Source organism: Candidatus Baltobacteraceae bacterium (assembly GCA_036488875.1).
In the GTDB taxonomy this organism is placed as follows: Bacteria; Vulcanimicrobiota; Vulcanimicrobiia; order Vulcanimicrobiales; family Vulcanimicrobiaceae; genus JAFAHZ01.
In genome coordinates this window covers 67,840-92,074 of record DASXGW010000013.1, presented here as the reverse complement: position 1 = coordinate 92,074, position 24,235 = coordinate 67,840, and the positions used below count along the sequence as shown (strand labels likewise).

General features: G+C 63.8%; 21 protein-coding genes and 1 tRNA gene. 3 read left to right on the top strand and 19 right to left on the bottom strand.

The genetic code is table 11. The features are described from left to right. Positions 1-44 precede the first annotated feature (44 nt). Together VGG89_14965 and VGG89_14960 are read left to right on the top strand one after the other, a co-directional pair. Positions 45-1,097, top strand: a complete 1,053-nt coding sequence (locus VGG89_14965) for a 3-oxoacyl-[acyl-carrier-protein] synthase III C-terminal domain-containing protein (protein ID HEY1977851.1) — start codon at positions 45-47, stop codon at positions 1,095-1,097. Beyond that, positions 1,094-1,597 (top strand): isoprenylcysteine carboxylmethyltransferase family protein, encoded by a 504-nt coding sequence (locus tag VGG89_14960; GenBank protein ID HEY1977850.1) that lies wholly within the window; start codon positions 1,094-1,096, stop codon positions 1,595-1,597. Before VGG89_14965 ends, VGG89_14960 begins: the two co-directional genes overlap by 4 nt. A gap of 297 nt (positions 1,598-1,894) precedes the next feature. Here the strand turns inward: VGG89_14960 and VGG89_14955 are convergent, their stop codons facing one another. The 19 genes from VGG89_14955 to VGG89_14865 form a co-directional block, all read right to left on the bottom strand. Next, positions 1,895-2,143: a hypothetical protein gene (locus tag VGG89_14955; GenBank protein HEY1977849.1), complete on the bottom strand. Its 249-nt coding sequence runs from the start codon at positions 2,141-2,143 to the stop codon at positions 1,895-1,897. Further along, on the bottom strand, positions 2,143-2,451 hold the full coding sequence (locus tag VGG89_14950) for a hypothetical protein (protein ID HEY1977848.1): 309 nt from the start codon (positions 2,449-2,451) through the stop codon (positions 2,143-2,145). Before VGG89_14950 ends, VGG89_14955 begins: the two co-directional genes overlap by 1 nt. A 15-nt stretch (positions 2,452-2,466) precedes the next feature. Further along, entirely contained in the window at positions 2,467-3,960 is a 1,494-nt protein-coding gene (locus tag VGG89_14945; GenBank protein HEY1977847.1) for a PLP-dependent aminotransferase family protein, read from the bottom strand. Then, complete coding sequence (locus VGG89_14940; GenBank protein HEY1977846.1) at positions 3,929-4,621, bottom strand: response regulator transcription factor; 693 nt, start codon at positions 4,619-4,621, stop codon at positions 3,929-3,931. Before VGG89_14940 ends, VGG89_14945 begins: the two co-directional genes overlap by 32 nt. Positions 4,622-4,645: 24 nt before the next feature. After that, positions 4,646-5,977: a TldD/PmbA family protein gene (locus VGG89_14935; protein ID HEY1977845.1), complete on the bottom strand. Its 1,332-nt coding sequence runs from the start codon at positions 5,975-5,977 to the stop codon at positions 4,646-4,648. Beyond that, positions 5,970-7,373 carry a metallopeptidase TldD-related protein gene (locus VGG89_14930; GenBank protein ID HEY1977844.1) on the bottom strand — a complete coding sequence of 468 codons (1,404 nt, stop codon included), beginning with the start codon at positions 7,371-7,373 and terminating at the stop codon, positions 5,970-5,972. The genes VGG89_14935 and VGG89_14930 overlap by 8 nt, the downstream gene beginning before the upstream one ends. A gap of 36 nt (positions 7,374-7,409) precedes the next feature. Next, entirely contained in the window at positions 7,410-8,876 is a 1,467-nt protein-coding gene (gene dacB / locus VGG89_14925) for a D-alanyl-D-alanine carboxypeptidase/D-alanyl-D-alanine-endopeptidase (protein ID HEY1977843.1), read from the bottom strand. Between the two features lie 94 nt (positions 8,877-8,970). Then, positions 8,971-11,487 (bottom strand): M1 family aminopeptidase, encoded by a 2,517-nt coding sequence (locus VGG89_14920; protein HEY1977842.1) that lies wholly within the window; start codon positions 11,485-11,487, stop codon positions 8,971-8,973. Further along, on the bottom strand, positions 11,484-12,239 hold the full coding sequence (locus VGG89_14915) for an SDR family oxidoreductase (GenBank protein HEY1977841.1): 756 nt from the start codon (positions 12,237-12,239) through the stop codon (positions 11,484-11,486). The genes VGG89_14920 and VGG89_14915 overlap by 4 nt, the downstream gene beginning before the upstream one ends. A gap of 25 nt (positions 12,240-12,264) precedes the next feature. Then, entirely contained in the window at positions 12,265-13,026 is a 762-nt protein-coding gene (locus VGG89_14910) for a copper amine oxidase N-terminal domain-containing protein (protein ID HEY1977840.1), read from the bottom strand. Between the two features lie 57 nt (positions 13,027-13,083). Continuing rightward, the gene (locus VGG89_14905; GenBank protein ID HEY1977839.1) at positions 13,084-16,755 is read right to left on the bottom strand and encodes an efflux RND transporter permease subunit; all 3,672 of its coding nucleotides are present in this window, start codon (positions 16,753-16,755) and stop codon (positions 13,084-13,086) included. Positions 16,756-16,941: 186 nt separating this feature from the next. Then, positions 16,942-17,028: transfer RNA gene (locus VGG89_14900), tRNA-Leu, on the bottom strand. Positions 17,029-17,075: 47 nt separating this feature from the next. Next, positions 17,076-18,017 (bottom strand): oligopeptide ABC transporter permease, encoded by a 942-nt coding sequence (opp4C, locus tag VGG89_14895; protein ID HEY1977838.1) that lies wholly within the window; start codon positions 18,015-18,017, stop codon positions 17,076-17,078. A gap of 10 nt (positions 18,018-18,027) precedes the next feature. Further along, complete coding sequence (locus tag VGG89_14890) at positions 18,028-19,002, bottom strand: ABC transporter permease (protein ID HEY1977837.1); 975 nt, start codon at positions 19,000-19,002, stop codon at positions 18,028-18,030. Between the two features lie 12 nt (positions 19,003-19,014). Continuing rightward, complete coding sequence (locus VGG89_14885) at positions 19,015-19,845, bottom strand: 3-keto-5-aminohexanoate cleavage protein (protein HEY1977836.1); 831 nt, start codon at positions 19,843-19,845, stop codon at positions 19,015-19,017. A 28-nt stretch (positions 19,846-19,873) separates the two neighbouring features. Then, entirely contained in the window at positions 19,874-21,478 is a 1,605-nt protein-coding gene (locus VGG89_14880; GenBank protein HEY1977835.1) for a hypothetical protein, read from the bottom strand. Then, complete coding sequence (locus tag VGG89_14875) at positions 21,475-22,365, bottom strand: hypothetical protein (protein ID HEY1977834.1); 891 nt, start codon at positions 22,363-22,365, stop codon at positions 21,475-21,477. Before VGG89_14875 ends, VGG89_14880 begins: the two co-directional genes overlap by 4 nt. Positions 22,366-22,381: 16 nt before the next feature. Continuing rightward, positions 22,382-22,945: a manganese efflux pump gene (locus VGG89_14870; GenBank protein ID HEY1977833.1), complete on the bottom strand. Its 564-nt coding sequence runs from the start codon at positions 22,943-22,945 to the stop codon at positions 22,382-22,384. A gap of 9 nt (positions 22,946-22,954) precedes the next feature. After that, positions 22,955-23,374 carry a response regulator gene (locus VGG89_14865; protein ID HEY1977832.1) on the bottom strand — a complete coding sequence of 140 codons (420 nt, stop codon included), beginning with the start codon at positions 23,372-23,374 and terminating at the stop codon, positions 22,955-22,957. A gap of 71 nt (positions 23,375-23,445) precedes the next feature. Here VGG89_14865 and VGG89_14860 point away from each other — a divergent pair, with 71 nt between their 5' ends. Next, positions 23,446-24,219: an ABC transporter permease subunit gene (locus VGG89_14860; protein HEY1977831.1), complete on the top strand. Its 774-nt coding sequence runs from the start codon at positions 23,446-23,448 to the stop codon at positions 24,217-24,219. The last annotated feature ends 16 nt before the right edge of the window (positions 24,220-24,235 follow it).

Here is a 24,235-nt window from a genome sequence, read left to right as displayed (position 1 = left end):
CGAGCCGCGGGTACCCTGCTGAGAAATCGTAAAGGTACGCTCGTATGCTAAACAATCCGGCGCGCATTGAAGCGATCGCGACGGCGGTACCGCCGTACTCGCTGGACCAAAACGACGTCACGCGACGCGTCGAACTCGTGTTGGGTCCGAAATCTCAGGAATACGCGCGGCTGATTCCCCTGTTCGCCAACACCGGCATCGAACGCCGCTATTCGTGCGTACCGATCGAATGGTACGAGTCGCTGCACGATTGGCCCGAGCGCAATCGCATCTATCTCGAATCGGCGATCGACTTGCTAACGCAAGCGACGCAGTCGGCGCTGCAGCAGGCAAACCGCGCTGCCGAAGAGATCGACGCGATCGTTGCCGTGTCGACGACCGGCATCGCGACGCCCAGCTTAGACGCGCTGCTGATGGAACGCATGGGCCTGCGGCGGACCATCTCGCGGTTGCCGATCTTTGGATTGGGCTGCGGCGGGGGCACGATCGGTCTGGCGCGCGCCGCGACGATGGCTCGCAGCCACCCGGGTTCGCTCGTCTTACTTCTGGTCGTCGAGTTGTGCGCGCTCTGCTTTCGTCGCGACGATTTCACCAAGAGCAACATCGTTGCAACCGCGTTGTTCGGCGACGGCGCCGCTGCAACGCTGCTGAGTTCCGAATCGAACGGCCCGGCAGTAGTCGGTGAAGGCGAATACACGTGGCCGGAAAGTCTCGACGTGATGGGCTGGGACGTCACGCCCGAAGGCTTCAAAGCCATCTTCTCGCGCGACATTCCCGACCTAGTGACGAACGAGCTGCGCGAGGTCGCGGTCGCCTTTCTCGCCGATCGCGGTTTGACCTTGCGCGACGTCGACCGGTTCATCTGTCATCCCGGGGGCGCCAAAGTGCTCGACGCACTGGAATCCGCGTACGAGCTTTCCCCGGGTACGCTCACCGAATCGCGCGACGTGCTGCGGGACTACGGCAACATGTCGGCGGCGACCGTGATGTTCGTGCTGGAACGCGCGCTCAACAACGGCGCATCGCATTGGAACCGCGCGCTCGTGAGCGCTCTGGGTCCCGGATTCACCGCCGGTTTCACCCTACTGGAAAAATGAGTTGGCTTTGGCTGATTTTGGCGCTCGTTGCGCTACAGCGCGTCGGCGAGCTCGTATACGCTCAACGCAACACCGAACGTCTGTTAGCAGATGGCGCCGTCGAAATCGGCGCGTCACACTATCCGCTCATCGTGCTGCTGCACGCGGCGTGGCTCGTTACGATGGCCGTCGTCATTCCGCCGTACACCCAACCCAACTGGTGGCTGATCGGCCTCTACGTCTTGTTGCAGCCGCTGCGCGTCTGGACGATCGCGTCGCTGGGTCCGTATTGGACGACGCGCATCATTACCGTGCCTGGCGCGCCCGTCGTCCGTCGCGGGCCTTATCGCTTCTTCCGCCACCCTAACTACATCGTCGTCTGCTCCGAAATCGCCATTCTGCCGCTCGCGTTTGGAGCCGTCGAACTCGCGATTATCTTCTCGATCCTCAACGCAGCGCTTTTATCGTACCGTATTCGCCTGGAAGAGCGAGCGCTCGCGACGCGCCGGTCCGCCTCATGAACCAAGGTCCCAACGAAACGTTTTGGACACGGATCAGCGCGTACTTGCGCCTCGAAAAGCGGCGTGCACAGACTGCGCCGATAATGCTGCTGCTGGCCTTCGTCAGTCTCGGCTTGCTAATTTCGGGCCGGTACAATCTAAGTAACCCTTGGCCATATTGGATTTCCGGCGCGGTTTGCGTCGGCTTGATGGTTGCTATCGTTGCGTTTCAGGAACCAGATAAAAGCTAGAGCTTCGATACGCCTGCCCTTCGACTTCGCGCCCTTTGGGCGCTACGCTCAGGATGACAGTGCGGCGTTACGTCAGGGCGTCGAGACTCTTGAAGAAATCGCCGGTGGCGATTTCGAGATCGGCGATGGCGTGCGCGACCCCGCTCATCTCCTGAACCAGTCCACGGGCGCGCAGCGTCTCGGCGAGCTTCGGTTCGTCCCGGTCGAGCTTTTGAATGATTCCGAGCGTCGCGGTGATCGACGCGTCGACCGTCCTCAGATGCGAGAGAATGTTGTTGGCACCGCTCAATACGGTGCTGCGCATGCGTTCGTCCATTACTTAACCTCGAAGCTGCCGAGGCCGGGAGGTGCCAGCGGCGTGTAAGTATCCGAATCCGTACTGCGAAAACCTACGCGCCACACCCGGTCGTGCGGCAAAAACGGTTCGACGGTGCCGAAGGCCGCGCGAGGATTCGTCGTCAGAATGAAAATATTGAACTCGCCCGATCCCATGTCGTGACCGTCGACGTCGAAACCGTCGCCTTCGAGCTCCATGAACTGCGATTCCAGGGCAGTCAGCGCTTCGAACTCGTCCGGATACGGCATCGGCTGCGCCAGCGGAAACTGGATGACTAACTGATACATATGCCTCCGGCAAGCTCAGGGTGACAAACGCGATAGCGCGCGGCCGAGACGGGCGACGCCCTCGCGTGCTTCTTCTACCCGCAAGTGCCCGAACGACAAACGGATCGCCGGCGGCCCGGTGCGCGTGGGATAGAACGGCTCGGCGGGCATCACGAGCACGCCCTCGCGCGCGCACGCATCGAATGCGGATTGCGTCGACAGCCGCGCGGGCAACGGCACCCACACGTTGACGCCGGCGGCCGGCGATCGCACGTGCGCCCACGGAATCGCCTGACCCAACGCTTCGAGGAAGGCGTCCCGGCGTTCGCGATAGAGCGCGCGAGAGGAGCGCAAATGCCGCGCGTACGCGGGGCCGTCCATAAAACGCCAGAGCGCACGCTGCGTGAGCGTCGACGTGAAGACGTCGGCGCGCGCCTTGGCCACCTCGAGCGCTTCGGCGATACTGCCCTTGGCATAGAGATAGCCGATGCGCAGCGCCGGAAAGATCGACTTCGATAGACTCTCCATCATGATGACGCGGCCGTCGGTATCGTGCGACGCGAGCGGTGCCGGCGCAGCCGCATCGTACGTCTGCTCCCAGCCGGTCTGATCCTCGAGAACCACGACGTCATAGCGGCGAGCCAGCGCCACGATTTGCTTCGCGCGACGTGCCGGCAGCACGGCGCCGGTAGGATTCTGCGCGATCGGATTGACGTAAAACAGCCGCGGGCGGTATTCCGCGAACACGCGCTCGACGTCGTCGGTGCGCACGCCGTCGTCGTCGCTGCGCACCTCGACGTAGGTCACCCCGCGCGCGTCGAAGACGCCCAGCGTTCCTGAATAGGTCGGGCTTTCGCTTGCGACGACCGCTCGTTCGTCGAGCAGCACGGTTGCAACGATGTCGGCGGCCTGCTGCGCGCCGGAGCACACGATCACGTCGCTCGCGTCGGCGCCGCAGCCGCGCCGCCGCAAGAAGCCGGCGAGCGTTTCGCACAAATCGCGGTCCCCCGTCGACGAGCGATATTGCATCAGCTCGGGCGGATCGTCGAGCAGCGTGCGATGGAACGCGCGGCCGAAATCGTGCAGCGGAAACGTTTCCGGTGCGGGATGCCCCGTCGCGAAATTGATAACGCCGGGCGTCGTCGCGCGCGTGAGCTGCTCCGTTACGCCTTCCAACCGCGCGGCGCGCGCGAAACGTCCTGCGTCGGGCTCCCACCGCCGTGCAAACGGCCTTTGCAGATCGGGCGGTGGAGCGACGAACGTTCCTTTGCCCACGCGCGATACGACGCGTCCGCGGGCGGCGAGGAGTTCGTAAGCCTGAGATACGGTCACGAGCGCGCATCCCAGCGAGCTAGCGAGCTCGCGCATTGCGGGTAGGCGTTCGCCCGGTTTTACTTGCTCGCTCTCGATCGCTTCGACGAGCTGATCGGCGAGTTGGACGTACAGCGGCCGCGGGTCGTTGGGTTCGAGCCGCAACGACTCTATGACGCCGGAGACCTCACTTCTTATCGAGGCGATAACCGATTCCACGCACGCTTGCGATTTCGAGCGGCGCGTCGACCTCTGCCAGTTTTTTCCGCAGTGCGGCAACGTGGACGTCGACGACGCGCGTCGGCACGCCGGACGTGTCGTTCCACACGTGTTCGAGAATTTGCGCGCGCGTCAGCAATCGTCCCTCGGCTTCGCCGAGGAACCACAGCAGCCGAAACTCGAGCGCGGTCAAGGTGATGCCGGTGCCGTCGTTCGAGAGCGTATGAAAATCGCGATCGAGCTGCGCGGTGCCCAAGTTCAGCATGTTGCCGGGCGTCGGCTTCGTCACGCTCTTCTCCCGGCGGCGTAAGAATGACGCGACGCGCGCGACGAGCTCGTTGCCGGAGAACGGTTTGGTGATGTAGTCGTCGGCACCCAGGCCCAATCCCAACAGAATGTCCTGCTCGCGCGAATGACCGCTCACCATCAAGATGAAGGCGTTGTTCGAGTTTGAAAGCGACGTGCATACGTCGAGTCCCGAAATATCCGGAAGTCCGACGTCCAAAACGATGACGTCGGGTTTGTAGGATTCGGCGAGTTCGAGGCCTTCGGCGCCGGTGCCGGTGACCCTGAGCTCGTACCCTGCACGCTCGAGCACCGTCTGCTCGAGGCGCGCGACGTCCTCGTCGTCCTCGATAACCAGAATCCGAGCTAGCGCCATGCTCGATTCTTTACCAGCGTCCGCCTAGTTCCCGCTGATCGTCATTTCCGCTACGCGGAAGGACGGCGAGGCCACCGAGGAGTCGAAGCGCAGATCGGCGCCCACCGCATCGATACCGGCGAGAATTTGGCCGTACGTTCCGGCGATCGTGAACTCGTCGACCGGATATGCCACTTCCCCGTTCTCGATGAAGAGGCCGCGGGCACCGCGGCTGTAGGTGCCCGATGCGTGCTCAGTGGCAAAGCCGATGGTATCGAGCACGAGCACCCCGCGTTTGGTCCCGGCTATCAACTGCGCGAGGGTCTCGGTTCCCGCTTCCAGGTAAAAGTTACCGGTGCCGACTCCGTTACCGGTCGAGTTCCCGGTACTGACGGCACCGAGTTTGCGCGCGTAATACGTGTCGTACAGAAACGTTTGCAGCGTGCCCCGCTCGAAGACCGGCGTTCGCTGGGTCGCAACTCCCTCGCCGTCAAACGGCGACGTTCCAAGCTTTCCGGTCATGCGGCCATCGTCGACGATCGTGACGTGCTCGCTGCCGACCATATCGCCGACGCGACCGACGAGCCACGAATTTCCGACGGCGACGTTGGCCGCCGAAGCCGCTGCGAACACGTCGTCGAGCACGCTCGCGGCAACTTCGCGCTCAAAGATGACGGCGTAGGCGCCCGTCGGCGGTTTTCTCGCACCAAAGAGCGCCGTTACGCGCTCGGCCGCCATGCGCGCGACGGCGTCGAGCGATTCAAGTTCCGCAACGTGACGTGCGGCCGTGCCGTAATGCGCCGTGCGTTTCACGTCGCCGTCGTGCGCGACGGGTCCGGTGGCTCGCGCGGCGCGCGTCGACGTGTAGGCGGCGGCAAAGCCGGCCGAGTTCGCAATCGCGGTGACTGAAACGACGTCGTTATAGTGCGAACCGCTCGAGTTGACGATGCGCGCATCGCTGCGACGGATGAGCCGTTCCAACTCGAGCGCTTCGGCGACGCGCCCGTCGCCTTTCCGCTGAGAAATCGAGGGGTCGTACAGCTCGAGCTCCGGCGCATCGCCGGCAAAGCGCTCCGGAAGTCCCGCGTAGCGATCGACTGCCACGAAGCGCGCCTGCTCGACGGCGCGCGCGAGCGCCGCGCGCATACCGTCGTCGGAAAGATCGGAGGTTGCCAGCAACGCTTTTCTGCCGCCGGTAAAGATCCGCACGCCCAGCGTTTTTCCGGTCGACTGTTCGAGTTTGGAAACGGTTGCATCGCGCGCTTCGACGTGGAATCGCCGCGAAACCGATACGGTTGCCTCGACTTCGTCGGCCCCGGCCGCACGCCCGAACTCGACCGCGCGCTGCGCCAGCTCGACCGCCCGCGTTTCATCCATGCGAGGTGCCGCCGACGGTAATCGAGGAGATCTTCACCGTGGGCATACCCACGCCGACCGGAACGTACTGGCCGCCCTTTCCGCACGTGTAATGGCGGCGCGCGAGGCGGCTGTCGTTTCCGACCGCCACTACTTTGGTCATCGCGTCGGGACCGTTGCCGACGATCGTCGCGTTCTTCAGCGGCGCCGTAATCTTACCGTTTTCAACCAGGTAGCCTTCGCCGACCATAAAGACGAAGTCACCCTTGCTGATCTCTACCTGGCCACCCGAAAACGACTTTGCGTAGATGCCGCGTTTGGTCGACCTGACGATGTCGTCGACGGCGGACTGTCCCGCGGGCATATAGGTGTTGCACATGCGCGGCTGCGGCGCGAACCGGAACGATTGACGGCGCCCGCTGCCGGTCGACGCCGTGCCCATCAAGCGCGCGTTGAGTACGTCCTGCATGTAACCGCGCAGGATACCGTTCTCCACGAGAATCTTGTGCTGGCCGGGAACACCTTCGTCGTCGACGTTGAGGCTGCCGCGTTCTTCGGCTAAGTTTCCGTCGTCGTAAATCGTTACGAGTTCGCTCGCGACGCGTTCGCCGACCCGGCCGCTGTAGAGCGACGTACCGCGCCGGTTAAAGTCGCTTTCGAGGCCGTGTCCGACCGCCTCGTGCAGCAGCACGCCGCCGCCGCCGGCGCCGACGATCATTTCCATTTCGCCCGCCGGCGCCGGACGTGCCTCGACGTTGACCGCCGCAATGCGCGCTGCGTCGGACGCGAGTTCCTCCGGCGAATGCGCGTCGAAAAATGCAATCGACGTGCGGCCGCCGTCTCCGGCGTAACCCGAGCCCCGTTCCTTCCCATCGCTTGCGACGACCTGGACGCCCAAGGTGATCATCGGGCGTCGATCGTGCACGAAGCGTCCGTCGCTAGTCGCGATCCAAACCTCTTGAAGCTCGTTGGTGAGGTGCGCGTTGACGGCAACCACGCGGGTATCGAACGTTCTTGCCGCCGTGTCGGCGCGCTCGAGCAACGCGACGTACTGCGCCTGAGCGACGTGGTTTGCGCCCGCGCCGTCATAGAACGCCGCGTGCGGCGTAGACGCGTTGGCAGGCAAGGTCGCGCGTACGCCGCCGCCGGCCGACGTGCGTGCGATCAGCGATGCCGCGTCGGCCGCTTCGAGGAGCGCCTCGAGGCTCAAATCGTCGGAATACGCATAACCGGCCGACTCGCCGGTGACGACTCGCACGCCGACGCCGAGCGCGACGCCGATCGAACCGTCGTGAATGTGACCGTCCTGAAGACGGTACGCGAGCGAACTCCGGCGCTCGCAAAAGACGTCGGCCAGCTCGCCGCCGCGGCTGAGCGCTCGGCCGAGAATCCGCGACAACACCGATTCATCGAGCATTCCGGTCTCTATCTTCTCGCTGTCGTCCGAAACCTGTCAGAAGTCGACGATCCGGTTGACGGCGCGAACGATCGCGGCGTCGGGGTCTCCCGGCGAGCCGTTGATCGAAAACGCGAAGACCACCCGCCCGTGATGCAGCGTGTTGACGTAGCCCGCCAGCGATGCCACTCCCGTGATATGTCCGCTCTTGGCCCGAACGCGTCCGAGCGCAGTCGTAAAATCGTACTCTTTGAGGGTGCCTTGACGACCGCCCAACGGCAACAACAGATAGAGCGAACGGTCGCCGCCGCGCACCTCGGCATCGCTGAGCACGCGAGCAAGCGTGATCGCGGCAATGCGATCGCCCGGCGCCAAACCGCTGCCGTCGTCGAGGCGCAGCCCCGGAGTCGGAATTCCGCGCTCGCTCAAAAAGCGCAGTTCGGTTGCAATACCGGATCGAGTGTTCGAGATCCCGGCACGTTCGCCGCCAACCGCGGCCAGCAGCTGCTCGGCATAATGGTTATCCGATAGGAACAGCATGTGCGATTCCAACGACCTTAGCGGCGCCGACCGATGATCCCAGAGCACGATCGTATCTAGAGGCGCCTGTTCCACCGCCGGAGGCGCGCCGGTTGCAACGTTGCGATCGCGCAGCAAGCGCTCCAGTACGGCGCCGGCGTATGCCGGCACGCCTTTGATTGGCAGCCAATACTTTTGCAGGTCGCCGGCGGCGATCGATCCGCTCACGGCAAACGTGTTCGGCGTCGCCTGGGGAGCGATTACGACGTCCGCGTCGCTCTCCGAACTCGTCGTTCGAATCGCACCGCGCAAAGAAACGGAGTCGCTCGGCGGATCGACGCGCACGTCGGCCGGTTCGCCCGGCGATGTTCCCTCGACGTCGAACTCGACGGTGTCCCCGTCGATCGACACCGCACTGGTCGGCGCGGCGTAATCCTCTCCGAAATCGGATGGATCCCAATGTGGGTTGAGCTCGGGCCCATGCATCGCATCGGCATCGACGGCGACGCTGCCGGTGACGCGCCGCAGTCCCGCTCGCGCGAGCGTGCCGACGCCGCCGGCCAGATCCGTATTGCGAAACGACGGATCGCCCGAGCCGACGAGCCAGAGATTTCCATCGAGCGTTCCGTCCTCGCCGATGCCGTGCTCCGCCGCCAAGATCGTGTGAAACCGCCGATCGGGTCCGAGCTGATCGAGCGCCGTCGCCGCCACGATGAGTTTCAATACACTCGCGGGCGTAATCCAATCGTACGCACGATTATCATAAATCGTAACCCCGTCGGCCCCCAGCACCGCCATACTCCATCTATCCGCTCCTTCAATAGCCGGACCAAAAGCAGAATTCAATTCCTTAGCAAGTCTTAGCCGATCTGAGTTCGTCCAAGGAGCCGGCGACGGCGTTGCCGTGGGGCATTCGGTTGAGGGGCGTCCGGATTTTCCGCCAAAACAGGATGTTTTCTTCAAAGCTTGCTCTGCGGAAAATCCGGCCGAGCGCTTTTCGGACACGATGTCCGAAAAGCGCGTCCCCGAAACCGAATGCCACACGGCAACGCCGCCAATGACAAGCGCAACGAGGAACAGAAAGGCTAAAGCGCGGCGCTTACGTCCGCGAGAGTGCCTCGATCTTCTCCTGAAGTTTCCGCTGCTCTTCACGTAACCCGTCGATGTCGGTGCGCATGGCCGTGACTTGCGCCGGCACTTTCGCACCTTCGCGAATGCGAATGGCGGCCTCGGCGGCGTCGCGGCGCACGCGCCCGTCGAACGCCGATTGGCTCAAGCGATCGAGTGCCGGCAGCAGACGTGCGTCACCGAGCGTTTCGGCGGCGCCGACCGCGCCGAGCTGCACGAGGAACATCCGGTCGTCGAGCCGTTCCTCTAACGCTTCAACCGCCAGCGTGCGTTCGGACTCGACGAGCTCGCCGATTCGTCCGACTGCCCAAACGGCGGCGCGTCGTATGCCTTCGTCGCGATTCTCGGCGCCTGCGTCTCGAACCAACGGCATGGCGCGCGCGTCGGCCAGTTCGGCGAGACCGCGCACCGCGCCGGCTTCGACGGTACCGTTCCACGTCGTCTCGCGCACGGCCGACGCGAGCACGTCGAACGCTCGAGGATCGCGCGTCTTGCCGAGCGACGTCAGCGACGCCGACCGCACGAAATACGACGCATCGCTCTTCGCCGGCCCGATCAACGCCGACGCCGCGTCCGCGTGCCGGAAGTTTCCAAGAGCTGCCGCGACCGCGCGGCGCACCTTCGGGTGCGCGTGACCGATCGCTTCGACGAGCATCTCGCGCGCCCACGGTGCGCGGGTCTCGCCGATTGCAGCAGCCGCCTGCACCAGCACGCCCCAAAACGTGTCGCCGGCAAAGGCGTCGCGCAATGCGTCGCGCGCCGCCGGAGAGCCGTCTTTTGCCAGCTCGCGCGCCGCGCGTATGCGCGCAACGACGTCGGTCTCGTTGCGCATGATAGCTGCGGCCGCATCGACGCCGACCTTGTACGTCGCGCTGCACAGAACGAACGCGCCCGGATCGAAGCGTACGAACTTCGGTTCGGAATCCAGCGGGACGGTAATCGTTTCGTGCTGGCGTTCGATCGTCGCCCGAATCCGGCGCTCCGACTCGCCGGCGAACGCCACGTCCACGTCGAACCGAAACGCCGGATGTTCGTCGTCGATCGGCTGCTTCTGATCGACCGTAACCATCGCAATCTTCCGCTTTGCGTCCCACACGTATGCGATCTGGAGCTCCGGGTGGCCGCCGCGGAAGACCCACTGATCGAAGAAGGCGCGCATATTGCGCCCGGTCGCTTCTTCGATCGCGCGAATGAAATCGATCGTCTCGACGTTGCGCTGAGCGTTGCGCTCCACGTAGTGCCGGATCGCGCGCCAGAACCGCGCGTCGCCCAAGTCGCCGCGCAGCATGTGTAATACTGCGGCGCCTTTTTCGTACAGGTGCCGGTCGAAGATTTCAATCGGGCTGCGATACGTGTTGCAGACGATGGGGCGACGATAACGATCGGCGTCCTCGCGCTGGTATTCCTCGACGCACTCGAAGATATGATAAAGGTATTCCTCGTATCCCAGATCGGCCTCGCGCCAGATCGCCTCGAAGAACGTTGCAAACCCTTCGTTGAGCCACGCGTGCGACCAGTCCCGGCAGGTCAGCAGGTCGCCGAACCACTGGTGCGCGAGCTCGTGCGCCACGAGCGGATCGCTCGAAAAATCCAAATGCGCGGTTTCGTCGTGCAACGTTCGGTCGGTCTGCGTCGTCGCCGACGTATTCTCCATTCCGCCGAAGATGAAATCGCTGACCGCGATCTGCGAGTAGCGCGCGTACGGGTACGGCATGCCCGTGCGCTTTTCGTACACCTCGACCATGCGCGGCGTTTTGCCGAACGCGCGCTCGCCGTCGGCTTCGCGTCCGGGCAGCACGTAATAGAACACCGGCGTGTCGCTTTCGCCCGCGGTGCCTTGCGCGACCTCGACGAACGGACCCGCAACCATCGTCATCAGGTACGTGCTGTGCGGGACGTCTTGCCGATAGCGAAAGATCGTGTTGGCGCCGTCGTCCTTGCGCTCCACTAGGGCGCCGTTACCGAGCGCGAACGTTCCCTTCGGAACGGTTATCGTGGTGGTCGTTCGCTGTTTTTCGTGCGGATAGTCCAAGCACGGAAACCAGTAGCGCGCGTTTTCGTCCTGACTTTGCGTCCACGCGTGCGGCACTTTCTTCGGGTGAGCGGACGTCGGCGTCACGAAGAACAGTCCGTGACGCGGCTTGTTCGCGGCATACGTAACGGAAAACGTCGCGCGATCGCCGGCGGGGATGGCCGTATCTAGGTCGATCTCGAGCTTGCCGTTACGCCGTACGAACCGCTGGGGGCGCCCGTCGCGCACGACGGAGTCGATGTCGAGATCGACGGCATCGAGAACGAGGCGGCTGACGTCTTCGTCGAGCGCTCGAACGGTAGTCGTACAAACGCCTTCGAGCCGCTCTTTTTGCAGATCCGGCTTGAGATCCAAATCGATCGCCTCGACGGCCACGACTTTGTCGGGTCCGTAGTGGGGCCGCGACCCCGGAAGCGCAAACGCGCGGTGGTCGCTAGTGTCGTCACGTCGGATCATGAGCGGGGTTCGTTTCGCTCGTCGGCTTGCGTCAACCCTCCGGTGACGTCGAGAACGGCTCCCGTCACAAAATCGCGTTCGGACGCAACGAAAAAGCGCACCGCATCGGCGATGTCTTCATAGCTTCCTGCCCGGCCGAGCGGATTGACCGCCTCGACTTCGCGCGCGGCCTGGCGGCTGCGCGTTTTATCCCGAATGTCGCCTGGAACGACGACGTTGACCGTGATGCCGTGCCGCGCTTCCTCGACGGCCAAGCAGCGCGCGAACGCGACGAGCGCGCTCTTTGCCGCTTGGTAGAACGAGAAGCCTCGATAAGGCCGCGTCTCGCTCGCGCCCAGCGATCCGAAGTAGACGATCCTGCCGAACCGCATCTCACGCATCGCGGGCAGCACGGCTGCGGCCGCCAATATCGCGCTGCGCACGTTGCCGTCGAATACCTCCCGATAGTCGGTCGTAGAGAGCTTTGAGAAACGTTTGATGACGATCGGCCCCACGGCGTGCACGAGCGTGTCGAACGGTCCGTGCTCGGCGACAACGCAAGCGAGTGCGTCTTCGATCTCGCGCTCGCCGGCGGAAAAGTCGACTCGCGCGCCGGCCGCCTCGGCTCCCGCCGACCGGATCGCCGCAAGGGTGGTATCCGGTAGCGAGTTGCGATAGGTAATCGCGACGCGTTCGAAGCCGTCACGAGCTAAAGCGGAAGCGACGCCGGCGGCAAGGCCGCCGGCCGCTCCGGTAACCAAAGCGCGACGCATCACGCCTTGGACGTTTTACGCTCCCCTAGTAGGAGCCTTGATTGAAGTCCCAGCCAAGGTTGAAGTTGGCGCCTGCGGCCGTCTGACCGGTGATGCGAACGCGGTGGTTGCCCATCTGCAGCGAGAACGGCACGGTGACGTAGTAATACTGTCCGTTCCACTGGACGCGCGACGAAACGTCGTTACCGTCGACGAGAACGCGATAGCTTCCGTCCGCGACGCGGCGGTTGAGGCTGAACCGAATCTGCGGATAGTGGTTGTAGATCGTTCCGGTCGGCCACTGATACGAGAGCACCATCGGGCGCCCTTGCGGCGGAGGGGGCTGCTGCGGGCGATTGCCGCCGCCGCCGGTGATCGTGACCGTCGACGTCTGGTCGTTCCAGTCAACCGCGGCCCCGAGCGCTTGCGCGATGAAACGCAGCGGTACGAGCGTGCGGCTGCCGACGAGGAACGGTGCGACGTCGAGAATCTGCTGCTGCCCGTCGACCGTTGCTTGCGTCGATCCGATGTTCAACGAAACGGTGCGCCCGCTTCCGGTGGCGTTGATCTGTCCGTTAGCGTAGACGACGCTGGCGCCCAGCTGTTCGAAGACGCCGCGCAACGGAACGAAAACGCGTCCGCTGCGAACGATGGGCGGCTGGTCGAACTGCATGGTTTGGCCGTTGACGATGACGGTGACGCTGCTCTGCGCCGGTGCCGCTGCCGGCGCAAAGGCGAGCGCGGCGATTGCGGCCGCCGTCAGGACGGCACGGCGCGACACGATAAGGCGGTTGCACGATTCACTCATGCCACCGCCTCTACCCACGCTTGCCAGCTCCAAAACGGCGGGGCAAGTGCTCGCTAGCTAAGAGCGCGACGCCGCTGCGGCCGGATGCGACATCTCGGCTGCCAGCGCGCGCCGGTCTGCGCTCCGCTCGAAGAAACCGATCCACGTGTTGTAAATCATCGGTACCATGAACAGCGTCAGAATCAGGGAGCTCGCGAGACCGCCGATGATTACCGTTCCCATCGCTTGACGCCATTCGCCGCCCTCGGCGAATCCCAGCGCGAGCGGCAACATGCCGAAGATCATAGCGCACGTCGTCATGAGAATCGGGCGGAATCGCGTACCGGCCGCTTGCAGCACCGCTTCGCGCACGCGCATGCCGCGCTTGCAAAGCGTATTCGAGTAATCGACGAGCAGAATGCCGTTTTTCGAAACCAACCCGAAGAGCATGATGATGCCGATCATCGACATGAGATTGAGCGATTGTCCCGCGTTCGGCTCGATGCGGTGCATGAGCGCCAGCGCGACGAGCGCTCCGATGACCGCCAACGGCACCGACATCATGACGATCAGCGGCTCGACGAACGAGCTATACAGGATGACCATCAACATGTACACGAGCATGAACGAGAGCAATAGCGCCAAACCCATGTTGGCCATCGTCTCTTGCATGTATTGCGTGTCGCCTTGCGCGGTTAGCTGTACGCCGCCGGGCAAGAATCCGGGCTGTTTGAGCGCTTTCTCGAGCGGAGCGGTAACGGCACCGAGCGAGTAGCCCGGCAATACCGACCCGTACACGTCCACCACGCGCTGGCGGTTGAGGTCTTTGATTTGCTGGGGAGCGGTGGTCATCTGGAACGTCGCGATGTCGCTCAGCGGCACCAGGGTGCCGTCCTGCGCACGGACTCGTGCGGCGCGAAGTTCGTCGACCGTCGACCGCATGGCACGCGGCAGCTGCACGCGCACGTCGACCAAACCGTTCTCCGTTCGCACTTTCGTCGCGACGGCACCGTCGATAGCTAGACGGGCAGCCAGTGCGGCGTCGCCCGGCGAGATGCCGAGAACTTCGGCTTTCTGCGGATCGACGTCCACGTTGAGCCGCGGCGCGGAAGACTCGTTGCTGGTTTGCACGTTGACGCTTCCCGGCGTATCGCGCAAGTACTGCGCGACTTTATCCGCGGCGGGTACGATTGCATCTTCGGGCCCGGACAGGGAGTAGAAGATCTGCGCTCCCGATCCACCGCCGCTGTCTCCGGAAACTTGGAAGTTCGATCCCGGGACCAAGTACGCTAGCTTACGAACCTCGTCGACGATCTTGTACGTATCGCCACGGCGATTGTCGAGCGTTTGCGCGTTGAGCTTGGCGTAGTTGCTGCCGATCGCGTTGCCCCACCCTTCCGGTTTGCGACCCACCGTGGAACTGACCGACTTGATACCGTCGATCTTCAAGATGCCGTCTTCGAGTTGGCTTACGAACTTCTCGGTCGTCGCGAGCGGGGTTCCGGCCGGGTAGGTGACGGTCATATCGATCTCACCCGTTTGAACCGACGGAACGAAATCGAAGTTGATCGGTCCAAGCGCCGCGAAGACGACCGCGAGCACAATCGGCAAGCCAAGCGTGAACGGTACCAACCGCCGGTTACGCCCGGTATCGTAGAGCCAACGTCCTAACAGGCGGACGGCATTGCACGCCTCCAGGTACAAGCGTTCACCGATCCCACTCTCGGATCTGCCATTCGTGTAACGCGTCCCCCGGCTCATGCTGGCCCATTTCACAAGAGCCACCAGAGCCGCGATTGGGGCGAAAGGCAACACGAAAAGCCACACGATGGCGTCGACGATCGAGTTCCCGTGCGGCAGTTCGAGGGGTTCCAAACGCTTCGGATCGACCGTCCGACGGAAGACAACCGCACCTGCGTGCCACAGCACCGCGGCAATCAAGATGAGTACGTCCATTGTCGCGGTCGCCGAGCCCGCGCCCGCCGCCAACGTCAATGCGTTGATAACGAGCACGACGCAGACGAATACGACGAACGTACCGTTTGCCAGTGCGTACGGGAGCGCGCGGGACTTATACCAGTTTAGGATCGCGTCGTAGCGTTGCACGACGGCATTGAGCAGCAGCACCGCGACGATCATGATCGGCAAGATGGCCCGGAGCTCGGGGAGTGGCCACGGAATGACCGCGAGCACCGCGGCGACCACTAACAGCTGAATTTGCGTCTTCCACGAGTTCATGGCCGTCATCCAGCGCGGCGGCGCGACGGACCGCTCGAGCACACTCCACTTGGCGGCGAGCAGCGGCGTGAGCGTGAACGATACGAGCAGCGAAAACAGCGTAGCGATGACGATAACGGCGGCAAACTCGCGCAGATACGCTCCGACGATGCCGGGCAAGAACGCAACCGGCAAGAAGACCACGACGTCGACCATCGTGATCGCAACCGCTGCGCCGCCGATCTCACTTCGGCCGTTGATGGCCGCATCGATCGGGCCTTCGCCCAAATCTCTGTGACGAGTGATGTTCTCCAAGACAACGATCGAGTCGTCGACCAAAATACCGATGATGAGCGATAGCCCCATCGTCGACATGAAGTCGAAGTGGAAACCAAACAGATTCATCAGCACGAAGGTCGAGAGAATCGACGTCGGGATCGAGATCATGACGACGACGGAGTTGCGCCACGCGTGCAGGAACAGCAGCATGACGACCATCGTCAGCACGATGCCTTCGAGCAGCGACTGCCAAACGCCGGCGAGTGACTTTTGCGTGTAGTCGGCCGGAGCGTCAATTTCGTTGAACGTCAGTTCCGGAAACTGCGCTTGGATCTTCTTGATTTCGGCGCGAGCGATCTGGGTCGATTTGATTTCGTCGGAGTTGATGTTCCGGTCGAGCTCGACGTAGACGCGCGGCTGGCCGTTGTAATGAGAGATGGCCGTCGGCTCGACGTGACTGTCGATCGTATTTGCCACATCGCCGATGTTCAGATTCTTATTCGAGCTGCCCGGGACGTTGAGTGGAATTCCGGCGAGGTCTTGGGCCGTATTAACTTCGGCATGGACGGAGACGCTCGTCTCTTGCGTGCTGCCGTGCAGAACGCCACCCGGAAGATTCGAGTTGTTCGCCGCTACCGCGGCAAAGACGTCACCCATCGTCGCGTTGGTGCCGAGCAGCCGTGCCGGAATCGGTTCGACGTGAAACTCACGGTCTTGCGCGCCGTAGACGCCGACCGTTTGGACGTTGGGAATGCCCTTGAGGATGGGCTCGAGACGGTTGTTGACGACGTCGGCGAGCTCGGTCTGCGAGAGCGACTTCGAACTGACCGCGATATCCAGCAACGGTTCCGACGCGCCGTTTTTCTCAACCGACGGCGGGTCGAGATCGGTGGGCAAGTAGACGCGTGCCGTATCGACCGCGCTTTGAACGTTGATCGCCGCCTTATCGAGATCGGTGCCGAGCTTGAACTGCACGACGATCGTCGCAGTGCCTTCTTGTGCGGTGGCGTTGAGCTGATCGAGGTTGTCGATGCCGTCGAGCTGATCTTCGATCGGCTTGACGATCAGCCGTTCCATCTCTTGCGGCGACGCACCGGGGTAACCGGCATAAACGACCACGACCGGAAACGCCGTTCCCGGCGGATCTTGGCTGCGCCCGATTTGATTGAAAGCTATGATCCCGAAAATGGCGAGTGCAATGAACACCATCGCGGTGATCACTGGTCGGGTAATCGCAAAACGGGTCAGCCACATGGTTTTTAGTACAGCTCCGTGGGCGGCGTCATCTGAACGCTCTACGCCGCAGGTCCGCCGACTGTTTCAAGTGCCATCTCTAAGGCACTGTGACAAAAACAAGGCGGTCCGGCAACAGCCTAACACGGCCCCGACCATCGTACCGTCAAAAACTAAACAAAAGGTAAAGAGGTAGGTTAGAAAGATTGGTGCGCGAGACTGGACTCGAACCAGCACGAGATTGCTCCCGCTAGCCCCTCAAGCTAGTGCGTCTACCAATTCCGCCACTCGCGCAAAGAGGGATGTAGCCATCCGCTAGGACAGCCCGGCTATCCTATCGCCTAGCGCATATTGGGGTCAAGGGCGTCTCTCAGGCCGTCGCCCATATAGTTGATGGACAGGACGGTCACCAGGATGCAGAGGCCGGGGAAGACCGCGGCCCACCACGCGATCGAGAGATTGGACTGGGCGTTGGCCAGCATGTTGCCCCACGAGGCCGTCGGCGGCTGGATGCCCAGCCCTAGGAACGACAACGTGGACTCGGTGATGATGACGCCGGCCACGTCGAGGGTCGCCTGAACGACGATCGGGGCCACGGCGTTGGGCAACAGGTGCCTGAAGATGATGCGGCGGTCGGAGTTGCCCAGAGCCCGTGCGGCTTCGGCGAACTCGCGCTCGCGCAGGCTCAAGAACGACGCCCGGACCAACCTAGCCACGGTCGGCCACGACAAGGCTCCGATGATGATGACGATGACCCCGAAGCTCAAGCTGGCTTTCGTCGAGCTTGCCGCCACGATGGCGGTCAGGACGAGCAGCAGCGGCAGCAGCGGAATCGACAGAAAGACGTCGGTGACGCGCATGATGACGTAGTCAATCCAGCCGCCGTAGTAACCCGAAATCGCGCCCAGAATCGTCCCGATGATCACTTCCATCACCACGGCCGAGAGCCCGACCGTCAGCGAGATCCGAGCGCCGAAGAGCAGACGCGACAGCAGGTCGCGGCCGACCTCGTCGGTGCCCAGCGAGTGACCGCCGCATTGCGACGCGTCCTGGAAGCACGGCGGCAGCGGAGTACCTTGCCAATGCGCGTTGTCGATAAAGTTCGGATCGACCGGCGCGAGCTGGCCTGCGAAGACCGCGGCGAGGATCATGAGCGCCAGAACGACCATTCCGGCAACGGCCAGCTTGTGGCGGCGCAGACGCGTCCAGAACGTGACCTTCGAGACGTGCAAATCGTCGTCGACGACGTATGACGGAGGTACGGCCGGTGCGGTCGATGCCACGAATGCGCTCCTAGTCGTACTTCACGCGCGGATCGAGCCACGCGTAGAGCACGTCGGCGAGCAGGTTACAAAAAACGACGAGAACGGCGACCATAATCAGGTAGCCCATCAGCAGCGCGATGTCGCTTTGCGTGAGCGCGTTGTAGAAAAGCCGGCCGGTTCCGGGCCACGCGAAGATCGTCTCGGTGATGATCGCGCCGCCGAGAATACCCGGAAGCGCGAGCGCGAGAATCGTCACGACCGGAATGAGCGCGTTCTTGAGGCCGTGCTTGAATAGAATCGCTCGGAAGTTCAGGCCTTTGGCGGCGGCGGTACGCATGTAATCGGTGCCGAGCACCTCCAGCAGCGACGATCGCATGAACCGGCTGTAGAGCGCGAGCTGGAGCAGCGACAGCACGATCACCGGCAACACCAAGTGCGATAAGCGGTCGCCAAGATCGAACGTATCCCCGCTCGAGATTCCCGCCGACGGTAACTGAATCTGATAGCCGAACGGCAACGGTATTCCGTGAACGGCAAACGCCAGCTGCATCATCAGCGCGAACCAAAACACCGGCATCGATTGACCGAAGAACGCGAGCGTCGTGATGAAGTAGTCGACGAAACTGTAGCGATAGACTGCCGAGATGATGCCGGCGCTCACGCCGATGATCACCGAAAAGACGAACGACGTCAGCATCAGCTCCAGCGTCGCGGGTATGCGTTCGACGATCGCTTGGAAGACCGGCTCCGAGTTGCTGGTCGAATAGCCCATGTCGCCGATGAGCACGTGCCCGAGCCACTTCATATACTGAACCGGGACGGGCTGATCCATGCCGAGGTTGTGCTTGAGCCGCGCGATGTCGGCCGGCGTGATATGGGGATTCTGCAGGTATGGTGCTAGCGGACCTCCCGGCATGTTGTAAAGGATGCCGTAGAGGATGATCGATATGGCAATCAGGAGCGGGATCGCCTGAAGCGTCCGCCGGATGACGTACGTGAACACGCTCGGCCCCGGTTACCGCGCCGCCGCGGAAATTGCCTTCAGGCCGAGGATCTCTCGCGCTTGGTCGGGTGTGGCGACCGGCCTTCCCGCTTCCTCGGCAATGCGTGCGACGCGCGCCACGAGCTCCTCGTTGCGCGCGAGGCGCCCCTTACTGTAGAAGAGATTGTCCTCGAGGCCGACGCGCACGTGGCCGCCCATGGCAATGGCCGTCATGGCCATCGGCAGCTGCTGGCGCCCAATGCCCGCCACGGACCACGTACAGCCCGGCGGCAGATCGTCGACGAGATCGCACAGGTTTTGCACGGTCGCGTCGAGACCGCCGGGAACGCCCAAGACGAGGTCGACGTGCTGCGGCAGCTTCAGCAGGCCTTCTTTGGCGAGCCGTCGCGCGTTGGCGAGATGCCCTTTGTCGAAAATCTCGAGCTCCGGCTTCACGTCGAACTCGATCATCTTCTGCAAGATGCCGCGCATGATCGGAAAGCTGTTCTCGAAGATGTCGTCGCCGAAGTTCACGCTGCCGCAGGTCAACGTCGCCATCTCGGGCCGAAGCTCCAGCACGCTGGCGCGTTCGAGCGGCGTCATGCCGATCGCGCCGCCGGTAGAGAACTGAACGATAAGGTCACTATTGGCGCGCACGGCCTCGAAGGCTTCGCGGAATCGCTCGACGGAATGCGTATTGCTGCCGTCGTCGTTGCGGCAGTGTACGTGAACGATGGAACCTCCGGCCTCGCGCACGGCTGCGGCGGTCTCGCCCAAGAGCCTCGGAGTGTACGGCAGATACGGCGTCTGATCGGGGCTGATTTCGGCGCCGACCGGGGCGCAGGTGATGATCAACGGGTCCATGAGACCCACTTCTGCACGCCGCAGCGGCCTACTTCAGCGCGCGGTACGCGGCTTCGATGAGACCGGCGTCGAGCCCGAGCAGGGCGGCAAGGGCAATCGCGTCGGCGCGCGCTTCGGATTGACCGTCTCCGACTTCCACGATGGTGTAATCCATCGAGCGCGCCAGCGAAGCAAGCGCCTCGCCGAGATCGGCGACCGCCGGCCGTTCGGGAATGCCGCGCAGCCCGCGGACGGCAAAGTGGCGAACGCCGGCATCGCTTGCGACGCCGCCCAAGTGCGTCGCCACCATGCCGCACGCGCCGCGGTCGCGCAGCGCTTCGATCAGTGCGATCAAGAGCGCTTTACCTTCGTGCGGCGTCGTCGTGCGCGCGAACTCGTCGACCAGCACGAACGCGTTGCGGGCCGGTCGCGCCATCACGTCACGCAGCCTTACTACTTCGCGCGCGAACGAGGAGAGCAACCCGCCCGAAACGCCGTCATCCGTACCGATGCCGAGCCACGCAATCTCGTCGAAGAGCGCCGTCTCCGCACGGGCGGCCGGAACCGGCAGCCCGAACGCCGCGCACATCACGACGAAGCCGCAAGTTCGCAAACACACGCTCTTTCCGCCCATGTTCGGCCCGGTCAGGACGGCAACGTCGTGCAGCTCGACGTCGATCGGCGTAAAGTGCCGCCCCGACGACTCGAGTTCGTCGGCGAGCGGTAAGAACCGCGCGCCTTCGAAGCTCACGCTCGCGCGCCGCACGATCCGCGCGGGACGGCAATCGAACGTGCGCGCGAAACGCGCTGCGGCGACGAGCACGTCGGTTTCGCCCAAGCGACGCGCCGAGCGATCCAGCTCGGCGGAACGCGCGCGCACCGTTTCCGAAAGGGCGACGCGAACGCGTTCCTCGGCGGCGGCAACGGCGTCGACTGCTTCGTCGCGGCGGCCCATCGCCGCCAATGTCGGCTCGTCGTACTCGAGCGCGCACAAATAGTACGTCGGCGCTTCACGCAGGACGCGCACGCCCGCGGGAAGTGCGCGCACGTCGGCGCGCATGACGATGAACTCGTCGCCGCCGGCGTCGTCGCGTCCCAGCTCGCGCGCCGCGCGTTCGACGGCACGTCCGCGCGCCGCGTCCAACTCCGCTTGCAAACGAGCGGCGCGCTCGCGCGCCTGGCGCAGCGCCGGATCGAATCCGTCCGCGAGATAGAAGCCGAACTTTCCCGCACGTCCGCCCTCCAATGCTAGCGCCGTTTCACGTACGGCCGCGCTCCCGATCGCCCCCGCCGGTGCGATCCCCTCGAGCAGCGAGTCGACGCGCGCGACGGCGTCGCAGAACCGTTGCAGCTCGAAGAGCGCAGCATCGCCGAGAACGTCACCCATCGAAGCGCGCGCCACGGCGCCCGATGCGTCAGGCGCGGCGCGCAACGCCTCGCGAACGGCATCGAGGCGCGCCGCGTCGGCGGCTCGCGCGAGCGCGTCGATGACGCACGAACGCTCCGACGCGCGCTCCTCGTCTCCGCGCGTAAACGGCGCGCACTCGGCGAAGACGCGGCGGCCGTATTCACTTGCCGGCGCGAGCGCCTTCACGAGCCACGCAAAATCGAGTGCCTGCGCGGTCGCGGTATCCAGGAGGGTGCCGGGAATCATGCTGCGCGCACTGCGGCATAGACGTCGAACGTGGGCAGCTTCGTCGCGTCTGCAACCGCGTGCGCAAACGCGCGCGGCTCGAACGCGCGATCGCGACCGATCGAAGCGACCGTTGCTGCAATTACGCGCAGCGGGCGCTCGCAGCGTACGGTCAACGCGCCGAGCGCGTGTGCGGCCGCTCTGCCCGTCAGCGCGATCTGTGTGGGGTCGCGCACCACGATTTGACGTGCCTCGCGCGCGGCGATCAGCGCCGCACTCTTTGCCGGAGTCAACGCGCCGTCGACGCGCACGAACGGCTGCGCCGGATCGAACGCCGGGACGCGCAGGCGCGCGACGAGCGCAGCGATACCGTCTACCGCTTCGGCCGCAGTCGCCGCCGCGGACGCTCCGCACGACACGACGATCGCGTCGTCACCGCCGGCGAGCGCGGCGACACGATCGATCGCACCGTCGACGATCGTCACGCCGGCAAACTCCAACAGGCGATCGACGATTTCGCGCACGCCCGACGCCGTAGGCGGCCCAACCAGCTCGTAAAACGCGTGAGCGTGCACGCGCGCGAAGAGCAACCGCCCCGCGGCGGTAGGAAGATCGGAGGTGGCGAGTATCTCGCTCGCGGGGGCCGACGGGAGCACGTCACGTGCGGTAGCAATCGCCGTGCCGGGCCGCAGAAAGAGGCGCGGCTTGGGCGCAGCGTCGCCCGCGTCGACGGCCTCGCCGTCGCGACCGATCGACGACAGCCCCACGGTCACGCCGGCATCGGCCGCCGCTTCGTAGATCGCCCGCATGGCGACCGTCTTTCCGACGTTTTTGCCCGTGCCGACCACGAAAATCGACCGCGCGCCCGTCTCCCGCGCGAGCTCGTACAGCGCCTTCCCAACTCGCATTGCTGCGAGCCTTCTATTAGCCGATATTGAGCGCCTTGAGTACGGTGAAGACGAGGCCCGTAAGCAGCAACAGCAATCCGCCGAGGAATGCCGCGTTCTGTTCGGCGCGAGCTCCGATGCGCTGACCCAACGAAAGGCCCAGCGTCGTCGCACAGACCGAAACGATCGCGATCACGACGAGCGCTTCGACCAGCGGCACGCCAATGTAGAGGATCGAGAAACCGATGCCGAGCGAGTCGAGGCTGATGGAAAGCGACGCGAGCAAGAGTCCGAATCCTCGCGATAGGTCGAGTGCCGCGCCCTCCGACAGCCCGCTGCGGCTCTCGCGCATCATGTAAATGCCGAGGCCGACGAGCGCCGCAAAACCTAAGTAGCCGGCGACGCTGCCGATCATTTTGCCGGCCGCCAAGCCCAATCCGGCGCCGACGACGTTCATGACGACTTCGGCACACGCGAACGCGATGCCGATTCGAATCTTCGTCGCGCGCGGCACGCCGCGTACGCCGACGCCGATGCTCACGGCGAACACGTCGAGCGCAAGCGCCAACGCTACGGCGAAAACTTTGAGAAACGCAGCCAAGCTTAGCTGCTATCTATTCGCGGGCGATCCGGAGAACGTGTCGATTCGGGGCGAGGCCGACAGCAGTTGATTCACCGCGGCCCGCAACTGCGAAATGGTGAACGGCTTGTTGAGAAACATGTTGGCGCCGGCGTTTTTCGCACGCCCGTCCATCGCGTAGTTGGTGTGGCCGCTGATCATCAAAATCGGTACTCCACGCGTGTTTTCGCTGCCGCGCAAACGCTCGATGAGGTCGATGCCCGAAATTCCGGGCAGCATGAAATCGCAAATGATGATATCGAAGGGCCCGTGGCGATCGACGGCAACCAGCGCGCTTTCCGCGTCGTTGCAAGTCATCATTTCGTAGGGACCCTTGCGAAGGACCGTGTCGATGAGCGAGCAGATGGCTGGATCGTCATCTGCAATCAGCACTCGCCAATTACGCTGCACCCGGTCAGCCATTCGCGTCCGGACACCCCCAGCCTCGCCTATCCCGGTGTTGCTTTGGTAAACTTTCGATCATGGTACGCCCGTTTCCGGGGCCGCTCTTTCCCGCCGCCGCCCTGCTGCTCGTGGCAGTGCTGGCGGCGCCCGTGGCGGCCGTGCTGCTCGCAATGTCGCCCCACGACGCATTGGCCGGCTTTGGCTATAGTGCCCGCGACGCGCTGCGCGTCTCGGCGATCGCCTCGATCGGCGCAACCGCCGTCGCCACGTTTCTAGGCGTTCCGGCCGGCTATTTTTTGTCGCGAACTTCGCTCGCGCTGCGGGGAGCGGCGCTCTTTGTGCTCGCCCTTCCGCTGGCATTTCCACCGGTGGCATCGGGCTTGATGCTTATCAATTTTTTCGGCACCCGCGCGCCGGTGGGAGCGTGGCTGTCCGCGCATGGATTGGGCGTACCCGATTCGCTCCTGGGCGTTTCGATTGCCGAGTTTTTCGTCGCCGGCTCCTTTGTCGCGATCGCGGCAACGGCCGCATTTGGGGCGCTCGACCCGATCGTGGAAGACGCGGCGCGCACGCTGGGGGCAAGCGAATGGCGAATATTCGCTCGCGTATCGCTGCCTAACGCCGCCGGGAACGTCGCGGCCGGAGTCGCGTTCGCGTGGCTCCGAGCGATCGGAGAATACGGCGCCACGAGCATCATCGCGTTCCACCCCACGTCGCTGCCGGTCGCGCTGTACGTTGCGCTCTCGGCTTCGGGCGTACGCGCGGCGCTGGCGCTGTGTTACGGCTTCGTGGTGCTCGTTGCAATCGTGGTGGCGGCCGCCTGGGTTTTGCGCCGCCGCGTCGTATTCTAAGCGGCCTATGGCCTTG

Bases quoted from the DNA above. Each gene is read 5' to 3' on its own strand.
- VGG89_14880 (HEY1977835.1), bottom strand. From the start codon at position 21,478: ATGATTCCCGGCACCCTCCTGGATACCGCGACCGCGCAGGCACTCGAT.
- VGG89_14955 (HEY1977849.1), bottom strand. From the start codon at position 2,143: ATGGACGAACGCATGCGCAGCACCGTATTGAGCGGTGCCAACAACATT.
- VGG89_14910 (HEY1977840.1), bottom strand. From the start codon at position 13,026: ATGAGTGAATCGTGCAACCGCCTTATCGTGTCGCGCCGTGCCGTCCTG.
- VGG89_14950 (HEY1977848.1), bottom strand. From the start codon at position 2,451: ATGTATCAGTTAGTCATCCAGTTTCCGCTGGCGCAGCCGATGCCGTAT.
- VGG89_14940 (HEY1977846.1), bottom strand. From the start codon at position 4,621: ATGGCGCTAGCTCGGATTCTGGTTATCGAGGACGACGAGGACGTCGCG.
- VGG89_14920 (HEY1977842.1), bottom strand. From the start codon at position 11,487: ATGATCCGACGTGACGACACTAGCGACCACCGCGCGTTTGCGCTTCCG.
- VGG89_14965 (HEY1977851.1), top strand. From the start codon at position 45: ATGCTAAACAATCCGGCGCGCATTGAAGCGATCGCGACGGCGGTACCG.
- VGG89_14935 (HEY1977845.1), bottom strand. From the start codon at position 5,977: ATGGATGAAACGCGGGCGGTCGAGCTGGCGCAGCGCGCGGTCGAGTTC.
- VGG89_14905 (HEY1977839.1), bottom strand. From the start codon at position 16,755: ATGTGGCTGACCCGTTTTGCGATTACCCGACCAGTGATCACCGCGATG.
- VGG89_14915 (HEY1977841.1), bottom strand. From the start codon at position 12,239: ATGCGTCGCGCTTTGGTTACCGGAGCGGCCGGCGGCCTTGCCGCCGGC.
- VGG89_14885 (HEY1977836.1), bottom strand. From the start codon at position 19,845: ATGGACCCGTTGATCATCACCTGCGCCCCGGTCGGCGCCGAAATCAGC.
- VGG89_14930 (HEY1977844.1), bottom strand. From the start codon at position 7,373: ATGCTCGATGAATCGGTGTTGTCGCGGATTCTCGGCCGAGCGCTCAGC.
- VGG89_14860 (HEY1977831.1), top strand. From the start codon at position 23,446: ATGGTACGCCCGTTTCCGGGGCCGCTCTTTCCCGCCGCCGCCCTGCTG.
- VGG89_14875 (HEY1977834.1), bottom strand. From the start codon at position 22,365: ATGCGAGTTGGGAAGGCGCTGTACGAGCTCGCGCGGGAGACGGGCGCG.
- VGG89_14960 (HEY1977850.1), top strand. From the start codon at position 1,094: ATGAGTTGGCTTTGGCTGATTTTGGCGCTCGTTGCGCTACAGCGCGTC.